Source organism: Pirellulales bacterium, assembly GCA_035546535.1.
GTDB lineage: Bacteria > Planctomycetota > Planctomycetia > Pirellulales > JACPPG01 > JACPPG01.
The window spans coordinates 154,314-171,518 of sequence record DASZWQ010000050.1 but is presented as its reverse complement, the minus strand read 5'-3'; the positions used below and the strand labels follow the sequence as shown (position 1 = coordinate 171,518).

The 17,205-nt window shown below is 64.0% G+C and carries 17 protein-coding genes; 8 read left to right on the top strand and 9 right to left on the bottom strand.

Features of this window, described 5'->3' with window-relative positions:
* Nucleotides 1-133: 133 nt before the first annotated feature.
* The 4 genes from VHD36_06645 to VHD36_06630 all read right to left on the bottom strand — a co-directional run bounded on the left by VHD36_06645 (nucleotide 134) and on the right by VHD36_06630 (nucleotide 3,146).
* A complete protein-coding gene (locus VHD36_06645) occupies nucleotides 134-781 on the bottom strand; it encodes a nucleotidyltransferase family protein (GenBank protein ID HVU86979.1) in 648 nt (215 codons plus the stop codon).
* Entirely contained in the window at nucleotides 769-1,857 is a 1,089-nt protein-coding gene (locus VHD36_06640) for an XdhC family protein (GenBank protein ID HVU86978.1), read from the bottom strand. Before VHD36_06640 ends, VHD36_06645 begins: the two co-directional genes overlap by 13 nt.
* A gap of 201 nt (nucleotides 1,858-2,058) precedes the next feature.
* Complete coding sequence (locus VHD36_06635; protein ID HVU86977.1) at nucleotides 2,059-2,367, bottom strand: putative quinol monooxygenase; 309 nt, start codon at nucleotides 2,365-2,367, stop codon at nucleotides 2,059-2,061.
* 62 nt (nucleotides 2,368-2,429) lie between these two features.
* The gene (locus VHD36_06630; protein HVU86976.1) at nucleotides 2,430-3,146 is read right to left on the bottom strand and encodes an FKBP-type peptidyl-prolyl cis-trans isomerase; all 717 of its coding nucleotides are present in this window, start codon (nucleotides 3,144-3,146) and stop codon (nucleotides 2,430-2,432) included.
* Nucleotides 3,147-3,468: 322 nt separating this feature from the next.
* Here VHD36_06630 and VHD36_06625 point away from each other — a divergent pair, with 322 nt between their 5' ends.
* The 3 genes from VHD36_06625 to VHD36_06615 all read left to right on the top strand — a co-directional run bounded on the left by VHD36_06625 (nucleotide 3,469) and on the right by VHD36_06615 (nucleotide 6,368).
* Nucleotides 3,469-4,017 (top strand): superoxide dismutase family protein, encoded by a 549-nt coding sequence (locus VHD36_06625; GenBank protein ID HVU86975.1) that lies wholly within the window; start codon nucleotides 3,469-3,471, stop codon nucleotides 4,015-4,017.
* Nucleotides 4,018-4,445: 428 nt separating this feature from the next.
* On the top strand, nucleotides 4,446-4,730 hold the full coding sequence (locus VHD36_06620) for a peptidylprolyl isomerase (GenBank protein HVU86974.1): 285 nt from the start codon (nucleotides 4,446-4,448) through the stop codon (nucleotides 4,728-4,730).
* Between the two features lie 6 nt (nucleotides 4,731-4,736).
* Nucleotides 4,737-6,368: a PQQ-binding-like beta-propeller repeat protein gene (locus tag VHD36_06615; protein ID HVU86973.1), complete on the top strand. Its 1,632-nt coding sequence runs from the start codon at nucleotides 4,737-4,739 to the stop codon at nucleotides 6,366-6,368.
* A 20-nt stretch (nucleotides 6,369-6,388) separates the two neighbouring features.
* Here VHD36_06615 and VHD36_06610 read toward each other — a convergent pair whose 3' ends face one another.
* Nucleotides 6,389-7,552, bottom strand: a complete 1,164-nt coding sequence (locus VHD36_06610; protein ID HVU86972.1) for a hypothetical protein — start codon at nucleotides 7,550-7,552, stop codon at nucleotides 6,389-6,391.
* A 274-nt stretch (nucleotides 7,553-7,826) separates the two neighbouring features.
* Between VHD36_06610 and VHD36_06605 the strand changes: the two genes are divergently transcribed.
* From VHD36_06605 to VHD36_06585, 5 genes are all read left to right on the top strand, one after another.
* On the top strand, nucleotides 7,827-8,576 hold the full coding sequence (locus VHD36_06605) for an SDR family oxidoreductase (GenBank protein ID HVU86971.1): 750 nt from the start codon (nucleotides 7,827-7,829) through the stop codon (nucleotides 8,574-8,576).
* Between the two features lie 55 nt (nucleotides 8,577-8,631).
* Nucleotides 8,632-10,050, top strand: a complete 1,419-nt coding sequence (locus tag VHD36_06600; GenBank protein HVU86970.1) for a DUF6513 domain-containing protein — start codon at nucleotides 8,632-8,634, stop codon at nucleotides 10,048-10,050.
* A gap of 177 nt (nucleotides 10,051-10,227) precedes the next feature.
* Nucleotides 10,228-10,857 (top strand): DUF447 domain-containing protein, encoded by a 630-nt coding sequence (locus tag VHD36_06595; protein ID HVU86969.1) that lies wholly within the window; start codon nucleotides 10,228-10,230, stop codon nucleotides 10,855-10,857.
* 8 nt (nucleotides 10,858-10,865) lie between these two features.
* On the top strand, nucleotides 10,866-11,834 hold the full coding sequence (locus tag VHD36_06590; GenBank protein HVU86968.1) for a hypothetical protein: 969 nt from the start codon (nucleotides 10,866-10,868) through the stop codon (nucleotides 11,832-11,834).
* A gap of 409 nt (nucleotides 11,835-12,243) precedes the next feature.
* Nucleotides 12,244-12,621: a hypothetical protein gene (locus VHD36_06585; protein HVU86967.1), complete on the top strand. Its 378-nt coding sequence runs from the start codon at nucleotides 12,244-12,246 to the stop codon at nucleotides 12,619-12,621.
* 9 nt (nucleotides 12,622-12,630) lie between these two features.
* On the opposite strand, the gene VHD36_06580 is transcribed toward VHD36_06585, so the two are convergent.
* The 4 genes from VHD36_06580 to dapA form a co-directional block, all read right to left on the bottom strand.
* Nucleotides 12,631-13,413 carry a glucose 1-dehydrogenase gene (locus VHD36_06580; protein HVU86966.1) on the bottom strand — a complete coding sequence of 261 codons (783 nt, stop codon included), beginning with the start codon at nucleotides 13,411-13,413 and terminating at the stop codon, nucleotides 12,631-12,633.
* Nucleotides 13,414-13,568: 155 nt separating this feature from the next.
* A complete protein-coding gene (locus tag VHD36_06575; GenBank protein ID HVU86965.1) occupies nucleotides 13,569-14,942 on the bottom strand; it encodes an aspartate aminotransferase family protein in 1,374 nt (457 codons plus the stop codon).
* 68 nt (nucleotides 14,943-15,010) lie between these two features.
* Nucleotides 15,011-16,147: a glycosyltransferase family 4 protein gene (locus VHD36_06570; GenBank protein ID HVU86964.1), complete on the bottom strand. Its 1,137-nt coding sequence runs from the start codon at nucleotides 16,145-16,147 to the stop codon at nucleotides 15,011-15,013.
* A 60-nt stretch (nucleotides 16,148-16,207) separates the two neighbouring features.
* On the bottom strand, nucleotides 16,208-17,095 hold the full coding sequence (dapA, locus tag VHD36_06565) for a 4-hydroxy-tetrahydrodipicolinate synthase (protein ID HVU86963.1): 888 nt from the start codon (nucleotides 17,093-17,095) through the stop codon (nucleotides 16,208-16,210).
* Nucleotides 17,096-17,205 lie beyond the last annotated feature (110 nt).

The following is a 17,205-nucleotide window of genomic DNA, read 5'->3' as shown; positions in this document are numbered from 1 at the left end:
TTTGCCCGCCCAGGATCTGGAATTTCGTGGTGTTCAGTCAGTGACGGGGTGCCCATAGTCGAGTGTAAAGGACGGCCGGACGCCGTAAAAGCCGCGCTTTTCGCGCCACACACCCCGGACGGATAGCCCGCCGTCACGGATTCTCTTCACGTTGCAACCGCTCGTAGTCCGCCGGCAGGTCCAGATCCTCGAAGGTGCCCGCGTCGGTCCAGGCGATTTCTCGGACCGGGTTGCGCCGGACAAGTGCGTCGAGCCCTTCGTCCGCGGACAGTTTTTCGACCGCCGACGCCAAGGTCCACGGGAAAAGAACCGGATGTCCGCGCCGGCCATTACTGACCGGCCGCAGGATGGATGCTTCGTCAGGGCCATGCGCCGCAATAACGGCATCGATCAGCGCGGCCGACAAGCGCGGCATGTCGGCCGGCGCGACGAGCCACGCATCGAAGGCCCCAGGCGCCGCATGATCCGTGAGCCAGCGAAGCGCGTGGCCGACGCTCGCTTTCATGTCTTCCGGCGGCACGGCGGGTACCACGACCTCGGCGCCCGCCCGCCGGCACACCTCGGCCAGCGCTTGATCGGCAGCATGGACGACGACCACGACCCGGGCGGCGCGGCTGGCTTTCCATGCCGACAGAACGTGCTCGATCACGGTGCTCCCGCGCCAGGGAAGCAGCAGTTTCGGCTGTCCCATCCGGGCGCTGCGTCCGGCGGCGGGAACAATGGCAAAGTAACGCGGCTGCCCAGTGGTCGCTCGTGCCGAGGCGCCGTTCACGGGTCGCACGCGTGGATTGCTGTGGGGCGCCCCGGAACCTGGCCGCCGCAGTTTCGATGCGCCACGAGCTCGGCCAGAATGCTCACCGCGATTTCCGGAACGGTTTGCGAACCGATCTCGATCCCCACGGGAGCGAAGACCTTGGCCAAGGACTCGGGCGATACGCCTTGCGCCTCGAGATCGTCGAAGATCAGGCGGATCTTCCGCCGGCTGCCGATCATGCCGACGTAGCGCGCGCCGCGATCGACCAAATGATAGAGAGCCTCCTCGTCGTGATTATGCCCGCGCGTCACGATCAGGGCATACGTGTCAGTCGTAATGTCGAGCTGCGCGAGCATAACGCCGACGTCGCCGTGAATCAGCCGCTGAGCGCGCGGGAATCGCGATGGCTCGACGTACTCAGCCCGGTCATCCAGTACCCACACGTCGAAATCCAGATCCACGGCCAAATTCGCAACGGCCTGGCCAACGTGTCCGCCGCCAACGATCAAGAGCCTCGCGCGGGCGCGCTGCGGTAAATAAGCGATTCCGGATTTGGTTTGAGCGCGGGGGCGAGAAGCGGCTTCAGCGAGGCCTTCCGCTACCACGGCCGGCAGCGTTTGCGTTGTGCCGGTATGGCGGCTGGCGATCAAGGATCCGTCTGGACTTACCAGGAACGAGGCCGCGGCCGGCAGACCGCTTTTCTCGGCGTCGAAGACGATCGCTTCGATGCATCCCTGTCCTCGGTCGAGAGCCTGCCGCAGGCGAACGAAATAGTCGGCTTCGCCGAGCGCCGCGATTGGTTCGACCAGCACCAACATGCGGCCCCCGCAGATCAGCCCATCGTCCCAGCCGTAATCGCTGTCGAGTTGGAACGAGCAGATCTCGGGCCGGTGCCCGTCGAGCACCGCCAGAGCCCGCCGTTTGACCTCGGCCTCGACGCAGCCGCCGCCGAGGGTGCCGGCCTGTGAGCCGTCAGCAAACACGAGCATGGCAGCGCCGGCTTTTTGTGGCGTCGACCCGCGCGTCTCGACCAGGCGGCAATAAGCGGTCGCCCGATCGGCGGCCAGGTCGTCAAGCAGCCGCTGGAGCAGTTCTCGCATCATGGAAAGTCGGCTGACGGACAAGTACCGAGAGGGTCTGTCTGCATTATACGAGGCCGCGGGCGCGAAGCATCTATGGGGTCGCGTAGCGCCCGCGCGAAGCAATGCAGGCACTCGCCGTCAGCCTAGTCAGGCGTAGGCACGCGGGCAACTCATGTTTCGAACGCTCGAAGGCTGCCAATCCTTACGCACCGGGAACCGCGGTTAGGCCGGTTCGAGCACCTGGAGTTCCATGCCGAGCACCAGCCCTTTGACCTTCTCGCGGTACGTTTGCATGTGCGGCGCGACCAGGTGGGCCTTCAAGGCGTCGAGGTCCTTCCAGCGCTCAACGACCGTAACCACGTCGTCACGCAAGGCACCCTGCACCGGGATACCGCTAGCGACGTCGACCGTGGGGCCGTAGTCGATACAGCCGGCCTCGGCCTTTACCGCCGGCACCAGCGCATGAAACTCCTTGAGAAACTCGGCGCGCCGCCCGGCGGCAACGCGAATCGAGGCGATGACGTGAATCACGGTTGTTATCCCTTTGAGCTCGAAGAGGACGCAGGCTAGACCGAGGAAGAGGCTCTGACGCACTATTCCCCAATTCCCAGCAACTCGACTTCGAAAACGAGCGTCGAGTTCGGGCCGATCACGGGCGGGCTACCCACAGGTCCGTAGGCCAGGTCCGCGGGAATGTAGAGCATGTACTTCGAGCCGAGCTTCATAAGCTGCAGCGCCTCGGTCCAGCCAGGGATAACGCCGGCCACGGGAAACTTCGCCGGCTCCCCGCGATCGTATGAGCTGTCAAAAGGCGTACCGTCGACCAACGTCCCTCGGTAGTGGACCGTGACCTGATCGTTCTTCGTCGGCGCCTTGCCGGTCCCTTCCTTCACGACCTTGTACTGCAGTCCGGACTTCGTCGTCTTCACGCCTTCGGCCTTGGCATTGGCCGCCAGGAAAGCTTCACCCTCTTGTTTATTCTGTTCGGGGATCCTCGCGACGATTTCCTGCTCGAACGCTTTTAAGGTCGCGACCATGTCCTCTTCGCTCATGGCACTCTTGGCGCCCGTGACTCCCTCTTGAATTCCCTTGAGCAGCGCCGCGGTGTCGACGGGCACCTTGCCGCGCTTGATGCTGGTTCCCATTTTGTAGCCCATCGCGTAACTCGCGTCGGCGGTATTTACCTTGGTCGGCGCGGCGGCTGCGCCAGGCCGGGGAATCGGCGTCAGCTTCTTTCCCTGTCCCTGGGCGAAGACCGCTGGGGATGAGCAACACGTAATGGCCAGTGAGAGCAAAGCAAGCATTCGCATCGTGAAATTCCTTGTTAACCGAAGGGCGGGCATTTAACGCGCGGCGGGCAGGCGGCCAGGGAATGAACGACACGGCCATGCCTCCCCCACGAAGAGGCATTCATCAGCACACAGCGCGGGAGGGAACGCCGCCATCCTATCGCCCCGTTTCGATTTCTAACAGGGTGCGCTCCGACCCGTTCGGGCCCCCAAGGGTTACCCGCCCTGCGAAAAGAGGGGCGCGAAGGCTTGCGTGAGCACTGTTTAACCCCTAATTTTGCACGCTGAGCGCCGCATCTGCTCGTCCATCACCGAGATTCCCATTCCGAGGAGACTTGATCCCATGCGTGTTCTACTTTCCCTCACTTTCGTGCTCGCGTGCGTCGCGGTTGTTACGGGGCAGCACGCCAAGGCGCCGGCAGGCGAGGCCGCCGGTCCCGACCGTGCCGTCTCCGTCCTTATCCCCATGGGCGATAGTGGCGTGACCGGAGTGGTGTATTTCACCAAAGAGGGCAAGTCGGTTCACGTCTCGGGCACGGTTACCGGTCTGAAGCCGGGTGAACACGGCTTCCACGTCCATCAGTTCGGCGACGTGACCAGCACCGACGGGATGTCCGCCGGAGGCCACTTCAATCCGGAAAACAAGATGCACGGCAAGCCCGGTGACAAGGAACGTCACGTCGGCGACCTGGGAAATATCACGGCCGGCGCAGACGGCGTCGCGAAGATCGACATCAAGGACAGCATGCTCGAGCTCGAAGGACCGCATTCGATCCTGGGGCGTGGGCTGGTCGTACACGCGAATCCTGATAAGTTCACGCAGCCCGTCGGCGACGCCGGCGGCCGCGTCGCGGTAGGCGCGATCGGCATCGCATCGCCTCCGAAGAAGTAGACGCATTGGCGACCGCGCCCCCCGCGGCGCGTGGCGGGCGCGGTCGACTTTGCTGACAAGGATAATGATGGCGCGACGAAGTTCGTTGCGCGTCAAATGACAGGATCATCAATCACAAGGACGTTACCCGTGAAGTTCAGGCTTTTCTCCACGTTCGTGGTGCTCTCGTCTTTAATCTGTGCCGGCTGTGGCAAATCGGACAAAGACTATACTCCGCCGCCACCGTCGGAAAATGTCGATTCGCCGCCGCCGGGCGGAACGCAAGAGAACCCGGGACAGCCGCGCCCGTAGCTGCGGACTAGAGCGTCGATCAGCCGCATGGTGGTCATGCTGCACGAGCGTGCGCTGGGCCAGCCCGCGTGCCGGCGCATGCTCAGCTCGATAACAACACCAGGGGTCAGTTTTCTGCCAACCGTGGAGGCAAATCGATGGCGAAGAAAGCCAAAGCACGTCACATTCTGGTCCCTTCCAAGGAAACCTGCGAAAGCCTGAAAACGCAGATCGAAGCGGGCGCTGATTTCGCCGACCTGGCGAAGAAGCATTCGCAATGCCCGTCGGGCCAGCAAGGGGGTGATCTCGGCGAATTTGCGCCCGGCCGGATGGTGCCGGAATTCGACAAAGTCGTGTTCAGCGCGCCGGTCGGCCAGGTGCAAGGGCCCGTGCGCACGCAATTCGGCTGGCACCTGTTGGAAGTCACCAGTCGCACGGAATAGCCGACCATGATGGCCGAGATGGCGCGACGTTGGCCGCAGGGAAACGCGAGCCCCGCCCCCGCGCTGCGGTGGGGATTGGTCGCGTTGGCGATCGTGGCGGCTGGCGCCGTCTGCGCATGGGCGCAGATCGGCGAAAACAAGGATCACCAGGTTGCCTTCCTGACGTCGGCCTCGACCATCGCCGGCACGGCATTGGGAATCTTCGGCTGGCTGGTGGTCACCGCGCCCTGGTCGTGGGGCGGGCGGCTGAGGACGCTTGCCGCGTTTGGGGGCCTGGTCGGCATCGGCATGCTCCTGGTGCGCATCGACGAAACATCCGGGGACGTCGTTCCCAAGCTCGCCTGGCGTTGGACGCCCAAGCACGATGTCGCCTTGGCCGGCGAATTTGCCGATCTCGTGGGGGGCACCGCCGACCTGAGCACGACGACGCCTGACGATTCGCCCCAATTCCTGGGAAAGGATCGCAGCGGTCGCGTGTCGGAGCCACGGCTGTCGCGGGACTGGTCGAGCCACCCACCGCGCGAGCTGTGGCGCCGCCCGATCGGCGCGGCCTGGAGCTCGTTTGCCATCGTCGGTAATTACGCCGTCACGCAAGAGCAGCGCGGCGAAAACGAGCTGGTGGTCTGTTACGAACTGGCGACCGGTAAGCCCGTCTGGTATCACGCCGACAAGACCCGGTTCGAAGAGGTCCTGGCCGGCGTCGGCCCACGCTCCACGCCGACGATCGATGAGGGACGCGTCTACACGATGGGGGCGCGGGGCCTTTTGAATTGCCTCGACGGGGCGACGGGAAAGCGACTCTGGTCGCACGACGTGGCCAAGGAAAACGGCGCCGACACGCCGGAGCTTCAGCCCCAATGGGGTAAGAGTTGCTCGCCGCTCATCGTCGACGACGCGGTAGTCGTCTCGGCCGGCGGGCCGGACGGGCATTCGCTGGTCGCTTACGACAAGCGGACGGGCGACGAACTATGGCACGCCGGCAGCGCGGCCTCCAGCTACAGTTCGCCTCTCTTGGCCACGCTCGCCGGGCGGCGGCAGATCGTGATCATCAATCGGCCGAATGTTGCCGGGCATGACCCGGCCGACGGTCGGATCTTGTGGACCTTTGACTGGCCAGAACCGAATCCCAAGTGTGCCGAACCGCTGGTCACCGGCGACGACACGGTGCTGGTTTCGGCCGGCTACGGAATCGGTAGCGCGCTGTTGCGCATCGTGCCTGGTAGCGATGGAATATTCACCGCTGAGCAGTTGTGGGCCGATCGGAATCTGCGCAATCTGAAATCGAAGTTTGCCGACATGGTTCTTCTCGACAACTTCGTCTACGCACTGGACGACGGTGTCCTGTGCTGCGTCGAAGCCGAGACCGGGAAGCGCCGCTGGCGCGGCGGTCGCTACCAGCACGGGCAACTGCTGCTGGTCGGTGATTTGCTGCTGGTGCAAGGGGAAGCGGGCGAACTGGCCCTGGTCGACCCGCAGCCAAAATCCTTCGTCGAGCTGGGGCGCATCACGGCGCTGACGGCTAAGACATGGAACAATCCGGCGATTTCCGGCAACAAGCTACTTGTGCGGAATCACGAGGAAGCCGTGTGCTACGAACTGCCGCTGGCGGATGCGGCCGAACCGTCCGCCGAAAAGTAACTTTCTCGCCGGACTCCGTGCTATCGCACTTCTTGTGCCAGCAGCCAGTCCTCGACAACCACATGCGCGACGAACGGCGTACGTAGAATCGCCGCCCGCGAGGTGATCACCTTCGCCAGCCACGGGCGTCGCACAATGCCCATCACGGCGCGCCGGCCCAGGCTGCTCTTTAAGGACCAGCGATTCACCTGGGCGTTGACGTTATCGCTGATGCGCTGGAACGTCGCCGGAAGCAGATTCGGCTCGGGGCCGACGTGCAGAATCAGATCGATTCCCATCGTCAAAAGCTCGTTGATCGAATCCCACATTCGCTGCGGCTGATCGACCCAGCGGTTCATCAGGTTGCGGCTGTTGTAGTCGTTGTACGCGACCTTACCGTTTACCATCGAAAGTATGGGGGGCACCGGCGCGATAAAACCGCCGCGCACCGTTTGCATGGTGGCAGCCGCCCGGTTCGAAAGATTCTTGCTCCACAAGATCGACGTGTGCAACGGCGGCCATTTGTAGGAATTCTTCCGCAGGTGGACCTGCTTTCCCAGCGCCTCGGGCATGAGCTCCTTGAAGCGGTCGATCGTTGCGTTCTGCCCCAGCAGCAGCACGGTATTAGGGGCCAGATGGCTCGACATATCGATGATGCCGTGCGCTTCGGCCGTGATCTTGGTACACAGGCGGAGAATGGCGTCCAGGTCGAGCGCCGGCCCGCGCGAGAAGACGACCCCCATGGTCACGGTTTTCGCCAACTCGACGCAATCATCCGACAAATACAGAAGCGGTCTCAGCAGGTCGGGCATTTCGTAGACACCGCTGCACACCAGGGCCGCGATCTCGCCGATGCTGTAGCCCAGCGCCAGTCGCGACCGGCGATAGTCGATGTCGAAGAATTCTTTCAAGAGCGCGATTTGGGCGCGCTCTACGGCCACGATCAGCGGAATGTCTTCGGCGAAGGTGTCCAGCGAACTTTCGCGCCGCGATCGCACGCGGCTCACCAGATCGAACTTGCGGCCCGTCGCCTCGGAGCAGGCTTCCGAGTCTTCGCGCAGATACCGCTCGACGACGGGCCCGTAGACTCGATGTTCGAGCAGCTCGGCCGTCCGCCCCAAGTTGGTGTTGTTGTACCCGCGGAATGCAAAGGCGGTCGTCGCCAGCCGGTCGCGGATCAGTTCTGCACGGATGGGATTGTCCATGTCGCTCAGGAATCGGGGCTCCGCGGGCGGATCGAGAGAGGACGCGTGAGTGGAAAACAAATCGCCGAGAAGCAGAGATTGTAACGCCGCGAACCGCTAACGCGAGCCGCGCCTGACCGAACGGTGGCGCGTGCACCTCGAGCGCTCGATAGTGCGGGCGGAGGAAGGCCCGCAGCGCCACGCGGCATTCCTTGTCCGCGGCCCTGGCCGGGACTACAAGTTAAGTATAAACCGGCTCATCCGAACTCAATCGCTCACTCTCCAAATAAGCTTCATGACCTCGCTTCAGGGACTAACCGCGGTCGTCACAGGCTCTACCAGCGGTATCGGTCGCGCGATTGCGCTCGAATTTGCGGCCGCCGGCGCCGCGGTGCTGGTCCACGGCCGGCGCTCGAGCGAGGCCGCCCGGGCGGTGACGGATACCGTGCGCCGGCAGGGAGCGGACTCCGCCGTGGAAATGGCCGACATTGCCGATCCGGCGCAAGCGCGACAGTTTGTCGACCGCGCCTGGGCCTGGCGCGGCAAGGTCGATATTTGGGTCAACAACGCCGGCGCCGACACGCTCACGGGCGAAGCCGCACGTTGGCCCTTTGAAAAGAAACTCGACGCGCTTTGGCAGGTCGATGTACGCGGAACGATCGCGCTTTCGCGGCTCGCCGGTGCGCGAATGAAAACGGCCGGCCGTGGCGTGATTTTGAACGTCGGTTGGGATCAGGCCGAAAGCGGCATGGCCGGTGACAGCGGCGAACTGTTCGCGACCACCAAGGGGGCGATCATGGCCTTTACCAAAAGCCTTGCTCGTTCGCTCGCCCCGCACGTGCGCGTCAATTGCCTGGCGCCGGGCTGGATCAAAACCTCCTGGGGTGAAAACGCCTCGCAGGATTGGCAAGACCGCGCGGTGCGCGAAGCGCTGTTGGCCCGCTGGGGCACGCCCGAGGATGTGGCCCGCACCGCAACGTTCCTTGCCTCGCCGGCGGCCGCGTTCATCACCGGGCAAATTGTGGCCGTTAACGGAGGCCATTGAGGACCCGCGCCTTGGTATTTGCAAACTGCCGGGCAGCACGGCGCGCCATCGATCGATGAACCGAGAGCATGTCCATTTCGTCACGGGTCGATTGGCCGCGGAGAGCCTGCACAACGTGCTGGCGGATCTGGCCCCGCGCGCCGACTTCGATTACTCGGTGAGCGTGTTGGGCATATCGGTCGCGGCGCTGATGACCCCGCGCTGGGTGGCGCAGCGACTGGCGCTCCCTGCCGGCACAACGCGCGTGGTTCTGCCCGGTTATTGCCTGGGCGACTTGCACGACGTGCAGACGGCGGCGGGCGTCCCCGTCGATCGCGGACCGAAGGATTTGCGCGACCTGCCTGAGTGGTTTAGCGCCGAGGGGACACAGCACACCGATTACGGCAAATACTCGATGGAAATACTGGCCGAAATCAATCATGCGCCGCGCCTCTCACGTGAGGAACTGCTGCGCGAGGCCCGTGCTTTGGCCGCTGACGGCGCGGATGTGATCGACCTGGGCTGCAATCCCGGCGAGGACTGGGCCGACGTTGCTGATGCCGTGCGCATGCTCCGCGACGAGTCGTTGCGTATCTCGATCGACAGCATGAATCCCGACGAGGTCGAACGCGCCGTCCGGGCCGGGGCTGAGCTGGTCCTGTCGGTGAATTCCACAAACGTCCAGCGCGCCGTCGATTGGGGATGTGAGGTCGTCGTCGTGCCGGACGTCCCGGAATCGCTGGCTGGACTCGACGATACGATTGCGCGATTGCAGGCCGCAAACGTGCCTGTGCGCCTCGACCCGATTCTCGAGCCGATCGGCTTCGGCTTTGCCCGCAGCCTGGGGCGGTACCTCGACGTGCGCCGCCGCTATCCCAACACGGCGATGATGATGGGGATCGGTAACCTCACGGAGCTGACCGACGTCGATTCGGCTGGCGTCAATGCCATGCTGATCGGCTTCTGTCAGGAGCTGCGCATCGACAGTGTGCTGACGACGCAGGTCATCAACTGGGCGCGCAGCTCAGTGCGGGAATGCGATGTGGCGCGGCGCCTGGCGTTTCATGCCGTCGAGAAGAAGGTTCTGCCGAAGCACGTCGACGAGCGACTGGTGATGCTGCGAGACGCGCGTGTTCACGAGCGCGGGGCCGCGGAGCTCGAGCGACTTGCGCGGGAGATCAAGGATCCGAATTATCGAGTTTTCGTAGACTCGGGCCAATTGCACGTGATCAGCGCCGGACTTCACCTGCAGGGCACCGATCCCTACGAGCTACTGGCGCGCATCCAGAACGAAAGCAAGCGTCCGCTCGAGGCAAGCCACGCCTTTTACCTTGGCTACGAACTGGCCAAAGCGCGCACGGCCCTGACGCTTGGCAAGGACTATCGGCAGGACGAAGCGCTCAACTGGGGACTGCTCACCGTGGCCGAGGACAGCCACGCGGGCCGGCGCGTTAAAAACTCCCCTCCTTGCGATCTGTCGGATGAGAAATCTTAAGGACGGCGTTTGCGGTCGGGTCCCTCTCCCGGCGGCCGGAGGGAGAGGGAGTTCGCGGCCACTACCTTCGCGCGGCCGGTCCTTCAGCGTGAAGCCGCGCGGCGGTATGCTGGATTTTTCCCGGGTGTGCGCCAATGGCCGCTTAGGTTCGGGCCTTTAACTACCCCTGCCGCCAACATGATTCTCGAAGGCATCGTTACCACCACGAACGACGACGGTTCGGTGCATATTGCACCGATGGGCCCGATTGTCGACGAGGGAATCTCGCGGCTGAGGTTGCGCCCGTATCAGACTTCAACCACGCTCAAAAACCTGGTGCGCAGCCGGCAGGGCGTATTTCACGTCACGGATGATGTCGAGCTGTTGGCGCGGGCCGCCGTGGGCCGGCTCGAGACCTTGCCGCGGCTCATTCCGGGTTCGCGAAGGGACATTTGGGTCCTGGCTGATGCCTGCCGCTGGTTCGCCTTCGAAGTTCGAGAAATCGATCTTAGCGAGCCCCGGGCCTGCCTGATTGCCGAAGTCGTCGAACGGGGCGTGCTGCGCGATTTTTTGGGCTTCAATCGGGCCAAGCACGCCGTGGTCGAGGCAGCGATCCTGGCCACACGCGTCAACTTTCTGCCGGCCGAGACGATCACGGCCGAGATGCGTCGCCTGGCGGTGCTGGTGGAAAAAACCGCCGGCCCTGCCGAAGATCGCGCCTTTGCGTTTCTCGAAGATTTCCTTCGGCACGCGCTCGATGACCAGAGAGAAAACGCGGCCGATCCTGAATTTCACCCCTCCCGCCCGGGCGCGTCCTCCGCGCCGTAAGGAAGTGCATGTCTCGCCGCGCGGTTCTTGTCACTACGGGCAGCCGATTGCACTTCGGTTTGTTCGCCTTTGGTCAGCCCGGAACGCGCGAGTTCGGCGGGGTGGGGGCGATGGTCGACGCGCCGGCCGTGCGGCTGAGGATGACTGCAGCCGACAGACTCTCGACCGAGGGACCGTCGGCTGAGATCGCGCTGCGCCATGCCGAACGGGTCGCCGAGGCCGATTGGTTCAATCGCGCGGGGCTTTGCCGCATCGAAATCCTCGAAACCCCCCCGGCGCACGTCGGCCTGGGAAGCGGCACGCAATTGGCGCTGGCTGTCGCGGAGGGCATGACGGCGCTTTTTAACTTGCCTGAACCTGCGACGGCTGCCTTGGCGCAAACGCTTGGGCGAGGCCGGCGCTCGGCCGTGGGCCTGTACGGGTTTTTTCACGGAGGGCTGATTGCCGAGGCGGGCAAAAGCGCCGAGAGCGAAGTGGCACCGCTTTTATGTCGAGTCCCCATTCCCACACAGTGGCGGTTCCTCCTCGTGCGACAGGCAAATTGCGAAGGGCTCTCGGGCGAGGCAGAGCGTCGGGCATTTGAAGGCCTGCCTGCCGTGTCGCTTGAGGCCTCGGCACGCATGTGCCGAGAGGCGATGCTGGGCCTGCTGCCGGCGGCCATGGAAGGGCGCTTCGATCTCTTCAGTCAGGCGCTGTATCGCTACGGCCAGGAAGCAGGCCGCTGCTTTGCGCCGCAGCAAGGGGGTGTCTTCGCCACGAGCCTGGCTGAGGCCACGGTCGACGAGTTGCGGCGCCTGGGCGTTGTCGGCGTCGCACAGTCGTCTTGGGGACCGACCATCTTCGCCGCATTGCCAAGCGAAGAAACGGCCCGGCAGGTGCGCACGCAACTTAGCGAGGGACCTCTCGGTCGCGATGTTACAAGTCAGATCGTTTGCGCCCTAAACGAGCCGGCGCGCGTCGAGGTCCTCGACGGGTAACCCGGTCGCGCTCGGGCGCCTTCAGGCCTCTCCCGCGTCGCGTGTGAGTGTGTGCTCTGCCAAGCTGGAAGGCAGCTTGGAGCAACTTCTCTGGATTTCCTGTAAGGCTGTGAGTACAGTACGAGCAGGGGGATGGGTTGTTGCCGCGGGGGCTTCTTATGTGCGGCTCGCGCGGTTGCGCCTGACTCTCGGGCGTGGCGGGGGCGCTAGTCCGTTTCATCCATTCTTTTCATCCGGCCCTGTCGTGTCCTAGTCAGCAAGTCGCGCTGAAGCCGCGCTTGCTCCTTCAATCATTGACGGACACCCTTTGGCGCGTGGCCGAAGGCTGGGGATAGAGACGCCGCGACGGGCGCGGCGAGGCATCGCGACACAAACGTTTCGGTTGCTGCGCAGCCGGAGGGGTCGCCGGATGTCGATTCAGTTTCAGTGCCCGAATGGGCACTTGTTGAAGGTCAAGGACAAGTACGCCGGCCAGACCGGGCTTTGCCCGAAGTGTCAGGCCCGCGTCCTCGTTCCCAAGCTCCCCGAGCCCTTGAGCGAGGATGCCATCGCCGACCTGATCGGGCCGCCGCCGGCGATCGACGATCGTCCGGTGCACGAGGAGGCGCCGTCAAACGACATGGCGGGCAGCTCGGGCTCGAGCCTCATTCAATCGAGCATGGCGGCGCGGGATACGAAAATCTGTCCGAAGTGCAAACGCGAGGTGCGTGTCTGCTACACGCTCTGCCCGCACTGTCACACTTACTTTTCCGACGTTATGGAAATCTCGCGTCGGCTGTCGCACTAGCGTTCGCGGCTACCACAGCAATCGACCGCCGTCGACGACGATCATCGAGCCGGTGACGTAGCTGGCCGCATCGCTGGCCAGGTACAGCGCGAGGCCGCCGATTTCGCGCGGCTCGCCCAGGCGGCCCATGGGAATCGTCGCCTCGATCTCTTGTCGCAGTTCGGGTCGCTCGCCGAACCAGCGACGATTGGCGTCGGTGAGAAATGTGCCAGGCGCGATGGCATTGATCGTGACGCCATGCGGAGCCCAATCCGCGGCCACGGCCTTGGTGAACATGGCCAGTGCTGCTTTGGTCGTTTCGTAAGTGCGGCCGCGCATCTGCTTGCCGGCCACGAGCGCCGAGATCGACGCCACGTTGATCACGCGTCCGCGCCCGCGCGGGAGCATCGCGCCACCAATCAGCTTGGTACATAGAAACGCTTGGGTGAGGTTCAAATCGACAATCCGCTGCCAATCGGCCAATTCCAGACTTTCGGTCGGAACGTTGATCCGCCGGCCGCCGACGTTATTGATCAGAATGTCAATCGAATCGAACTGCGCAAGCGCCTGCTGACACATCTTCTCGGCTTCTGCTGGTGCCGACAGATCGGCCGGTAGCAGGGAGATCGGCGCCTTGCACGTGGCTGCTAACTCGCGCTGGGCGGCTTCGAGTTGCTGGGCGTCGCGGCCGACCAGGACTAACGCGGCGCCGGCCTCGCCCAGCGCGCGGGCCATTTCCAGCCCCAGACCCCGGCTGCCGCCGGTCACGAGCGCCCTCCGGCCGTCGAGCTTCAAGGAATCCCAAATCGTCATGATTTTAAATGTCCGTGCTGGGTGGAACGACTATCCACTGCGTGCCACTGGTGGCTTGTCCACCAGTGTGAATCACCTAATCCTGCACTAGTGGGTGAGCCACCAGTGGCACCCTTTACAACGTCTTCTATAGCAAAGCGCCTGCGTTTGCCGCTTTACGCAATCTCTCCTTCGTCGCGCAGCATGCGCACCGTTCGCCGCAGGGCTTCAACGGTTTGCGCCAGATCGTCCTCGGTGTGCGCGGCCGACGTGGGGCCACCGGGCCAGGAAAAGATATCTACGCCGTGCAACAACATCCCCAAACGCAGTTTCACGGCTAGCGAGCGCGCCGGCGGCGTCTTGAAGACGCGATAGTCGAGCTTGCCCGCCTCGATGTCCGCGGCCGAGGGGCGCAGGCCCGTCGGATCGGTGAAAATGTGGAACCCGGAAAACGATCCGTAGACGATCCACGGCAGTTTCTCGTCGCGGAGCGCCTGATTGGCCGCGTCGCGCAGCCGCGCCGCGTAGTCGTTGGCGCGACGGCAAGCGTCGGTCGAGCGCACGATCTCGAGCGTGGCGATTCCCGCCGCGGCCGACAACGGGTTGCCGTTGTAGGTGCCATGATGCGAGATTTTTTCTCGGCCGGCCGCCACGGATTTCGTGAAATCGAGGTACTCCATGATGTCGCGTCGCCCCACGAGTGCGCCTCCCGGCAGTCCGCCGGCGAGAATCTTGGCCAGTGTCGTGAGGTCGGGCTTCACCCCATAATGCGCTTGCGCGCCCCCCGGCGTGCAGCGGAAGCCGCTGATCACTTCATCAAAGATCAAGAGTACGCCGCGGGCACGCGTCATCTCGACGAGCGCCTCGATGAACGCGGGCGAGATCGGCACCTGCCCCCAGCTTGCGCCGGTCGGTTCGATGATCGCGGCGGCAATGTCTTTATGACTGTCGAGTACGGCACGCGTGGCCTGGATATCGCCAGGTGGCGCCAGGACCACGTTATCGGCGACGCCTTCCAGGACGCCCGGCGTGGGCGTACCGTCGAAATGTGATCCCACGCCGAAGGCCATGTGATCGTGCCAGCCATGAAAATGCCCAGCGAAGCGCAGGATCTTCGGGCGCCCGGTAAACGCCCTGGCCAATCGCAAGGCCAGCATCGTGGCCTCGGTGCCGGAATTGGTAAAGCGCACCATTTCCGCCGAGGGTACTAATTCGCGGACCAACTCGCCCCAGCGGATTTCCAACTCGTGTCCAGAACCGAGGTGCGTGCCCCGCGGCAATTGCCGCGCGATCGCCTCGACGACCGTCGGGTGGCTATGACCGAGCAGCAAAGCCCCGTGCCCGCCGGCGTAGTCGACGTACTCATGACCGTCGACATCCCATTTGCGCGAGCCGGCGGCGCGGTCGACGTAAATCGGATGCGGTTCGAGAAACCGGCCGTCGTGCGTCACGCCACTCGGAAAGATATCCTTGGCCCGTCCATAAAGCCGCGCCGACGTCGGCGTGCGTTTGCAGTAGGCGTCGATCAGGGGCGAATGCGTGTCACTCATCGGATCTTCTCGGGCGGTGTGCGGCGTGTATTTGCAGGCTTTAATCTAGCGGCGCCGCGAGGCGATTGTCACCCCGTCCGCTGCGCCCCCGACCGAGAGATGGCGGCCAGGTAATGCCGCGCCAATTCCGCGGCGGCTACCGCGGCATCGAAACAACGCCGCGCTCGGTCGAGCGCCGAAGCGGCAAGCTTTTCCCGCAGCGCACCATCATTCAGGATAGCGCTCATAGATTCGGCCAGCGCCACCGGATCGTTCGGCGGAACCAAGAGCGCCGTACCCGGCGGGAATATCTCGCTCGTTCCCCCCACGTCGGTCGCGACGACAGGCACGCCTGATGCTGCCGCTTCGAGCAGCACGCGTCCCAGCGGCTCTTGACGGGCCGGATGCACAAGCAGGCACAACTCGGTCAGGATTTCCGGCACGTCCTGGCGAACTCCAAGGAAATGGCCGCGCCCTGCCAGGTCGCCGCGTGCGAACCGCTGGCGAACATGTTCTTCGTGGTTGCGGGCTTCATCTTTCGTCGAATACCGTTCGCCCACGATCACGTAATGGGCCCGTGGAAAATGGCGCGCGAGCAACGCCGCTGCTTCGGCCAGCACGTCATGCCCCTTGCGCAATACCAACTGGCCGATCGTGCCGATGAGCATGGCATCTGGTGGTAGCTGCAACTGGCGGTGCAGCCAGCCGCTGTGCGGTCGCGGATGAAAACGGGCCAGGTCAACGCCGTTGTAGACGACGAACGCCTTGTCCGCGTCGATGCCTTGCGAGATATGGTGCGTGCGTGTGGCGGCCGAGACCGCGAGTAGTCGCGTATTCTGATTCAGGTCCACAATGGCCTGGCCGCTCAGCCCGATAATATCGCGCAGGTGCGCGATGCTCGGCACGCCGTGCGCTGCGGCCACGGGACCGGCCAACCGGCCCATCGCCAGGCTATTGGCATGAACCACGTCTGGCTTCGTTTGCTGGATCGCGCGAACGATTTGCGCACGCAGCGCCGCTTGCGAGCGCTGGCCGTCGGCGCTGACCTCCAGCGGCAACACTTCGACGTCATGTGCGGCAAAGGCTTCGGCCAGCGGCCCGCTCGGCGGCGCTAGCGCCGCGAAGTGGAAATCGGCCGTCGTGCGCAGCAGCGGCAAAAGTGCCAGCAGGGATTGCTCGCCACCGTTGAGCGTTGGATATTCGCAGAGAAGCAGCACCCGGCGCATTGCTGCGAAATCCTCCGTTCGCTCCGACCGGCTGGCCGTGTTCCATGCCGCGAGAGCAAACTACAGCAGGCCGTAGCCGGCCAGAGTCGAGCGCAACTTGGCTTCGTCAGCCGGGCCGAGCGGCGTCATCGGCAGGCGCATTTCGCCGTTGTCGCGACCCAGCAGTCGCATGGCTGCCTTGATGGGGATCGGGTTGGTGGCCAGTCCCAGCATGTCGCGGCACAAGGGGAAGAGCTTCTTGTGCCAGGCCTGCGCTTCGGCCAACTTGCCGGCCTCGAAACTGCGCAGAAGCGCCAGCATGTCGCCTGGGACAATGTTGCCCACCACCGAAATCACGCCGCGCCCGCCGATCGCCAACAAAGGTAACGTCAGGCTGTCGTCGCCGCTGAGCACGGTGAGATTCGTCAGTGCAAGAACCTGAGAGGCCTGGTCCATCGAACCGGTGGCCTCTTTGACCATCGTGATGTTCTTCAACTCGGCCATCCGGGCGATGGTCTCGGGCTCGATGTTCTTGCCCGTCCGGCCTGGGATGTTGTAGACGCAGATCGGCAGGTCCGTGGCCTCGGCCAAGGCCTTGAAGTGTTGATAGAACCCTTCCTGCGTCGGCTTGTTGTAATAGGGGGCGACGACCAGCGCCGCGTCGGCGCCGGACTTGGCGGCGTGCCTGGTCAGCCGCAGGGCCTCGCGCGTGCTGTTCGAGCCGGTGCCAGCCATCACCTTGATGCGGCCGGCTGCCATCTGCACGACTTCCGCGATGACGCGGTCGTGCTCGTCGTGCGAGAGGGTCGGGGACTCGCCCGTGGTGCCGACGGGGCAGATGCAATGAGTGCCGGCCGCGACCTGGAAATCGATCTGCTTGCGCAGGGTCGGGAAATCGATTTCGCCGTCCTTGAACGGCGTGGTAATGGCCACCGACAGCCCGGCGAACGCTTCACCCTTGGTCGTCATGTTCGCAAATCGTCGCGGTCCGCGGCCGCGCATCCTTATAGAATGAGGAATGGCTAACGTCCGCGCATCATAGAGCAGGACGATTTTGCGTGCAAAGGGGGCAGGGCAGG

What these genes read in the sequence shown, in the direction of transcription:
- VHD36_06570 (HVU86964.1), bottom strand. Translation starts at nt 16,147, where the DNA reads ATGCGCCGGGTGCTGCTTCTCTGCGAATATCCAACGCTCAACGGTGGC.
- VHD36_06595 (HVU86969.1), top strand. Translation starts at nt 10,228, where the DNA reads ATGATTCTCGAAGGCATCGTTACCACCACGAACGACGACGGTTCGGTG.
- VHD36_06630 (HVU86976.1), bottom strand. Translation starts at nt 3,146, where the DNA reads ATGCGAATGCTTGCTTTGCTCTCACTGGCCATTACGTGTTGCTCATCC.
- VHD36_06590 (HVU86968.1), top strand. Translation starts at nt 10,866, where the DNA reads ATGTCTCGCCGCGCGGTTCTTGTCACTACGGGCAGCCGATTGCACTTC.
- VHD36_06600 (HVU86970.1), top strand. Translation starts at nt 8,632, where the DNA reads ATGAACCGAGAGCATGTCCATTTCGTCACGGGTCGATTGGCCGCGGAG.
- VHD36_06575 (HVU86965.1), bottom strand. Translation starts at nt 14,942, where the DNA reads ATGAGTGACACGCATTCGCCCCTGATCGACGCCTACTGCAAACGCACG.
- VHD36_06585 (HVU86967.1), top strand. Translation starts at nt 12,244, where the DNA reads ATGTCGATTCAGTTTCAGTGCCCGAATGGGCACTTGTTGAAGGTCAAG.
- VHD36_06620 (HVU86974.1), top strand. Translation starts at nt 4,446, where the DNA reads ATGGCGAAGAAAGCCAAAGCACGTCACATTCTGGTCCCTTCCAAGGAA.
- dapA (HVU86963.1), bottom strand. Translation starts at nt 17,095, where the DNA reads ATGACGACCAAGGGTGAAGCGTTCGCCGGGCTGTCGGTGGCCATTACC.
- VHD36_06625 (HVU86975.1), top strand. Translation starts at nt 3,469, where the DNA reads ATGCGTGTTCTACTTTCCCTCACTTTCGTGCTCGCGTGCGTCGCGGTT.
- VHD36_06605 (HVU86971.1), top strand. Translation starts at nt 7,827, where the DNA reads ATGACCTCGCTTCAGGGACTAACCGCGGTCGTCACAGGCTCTACCAGC.
- VHD36_06640 (HVU86978.1), bottom strand. Translation starts at nt 1,857, where the DNA reads ATGATGCGAGAACTGCTCCAGCGGCTGCTTGACGACCTGGCCGCCGAT.
- VHD36_06580 (HVU86966.1), bottom strand. Translation starts at nt 13,413, where the DNA reads ATGACGATTTGGGATTCCTTGAAGCTCGACGGCCGGAGGGCGCTCGTG.
- VHD36_06610 (HVU86972.1), bottom strand. Translation starts at nt 7,552, where the DNA reads ATGGACAATCCCATCCGTGCAGAACTGATCCGCGACCGGCTGGCGACG.
- VHD36_06615 (HVU86973.1), top strand. Translation starts at nt 4,737, where the DNA reads ATGATGGCCGAGATGGCGCGACGTTGGCCGCAGGGAAACGCGAGCCCC.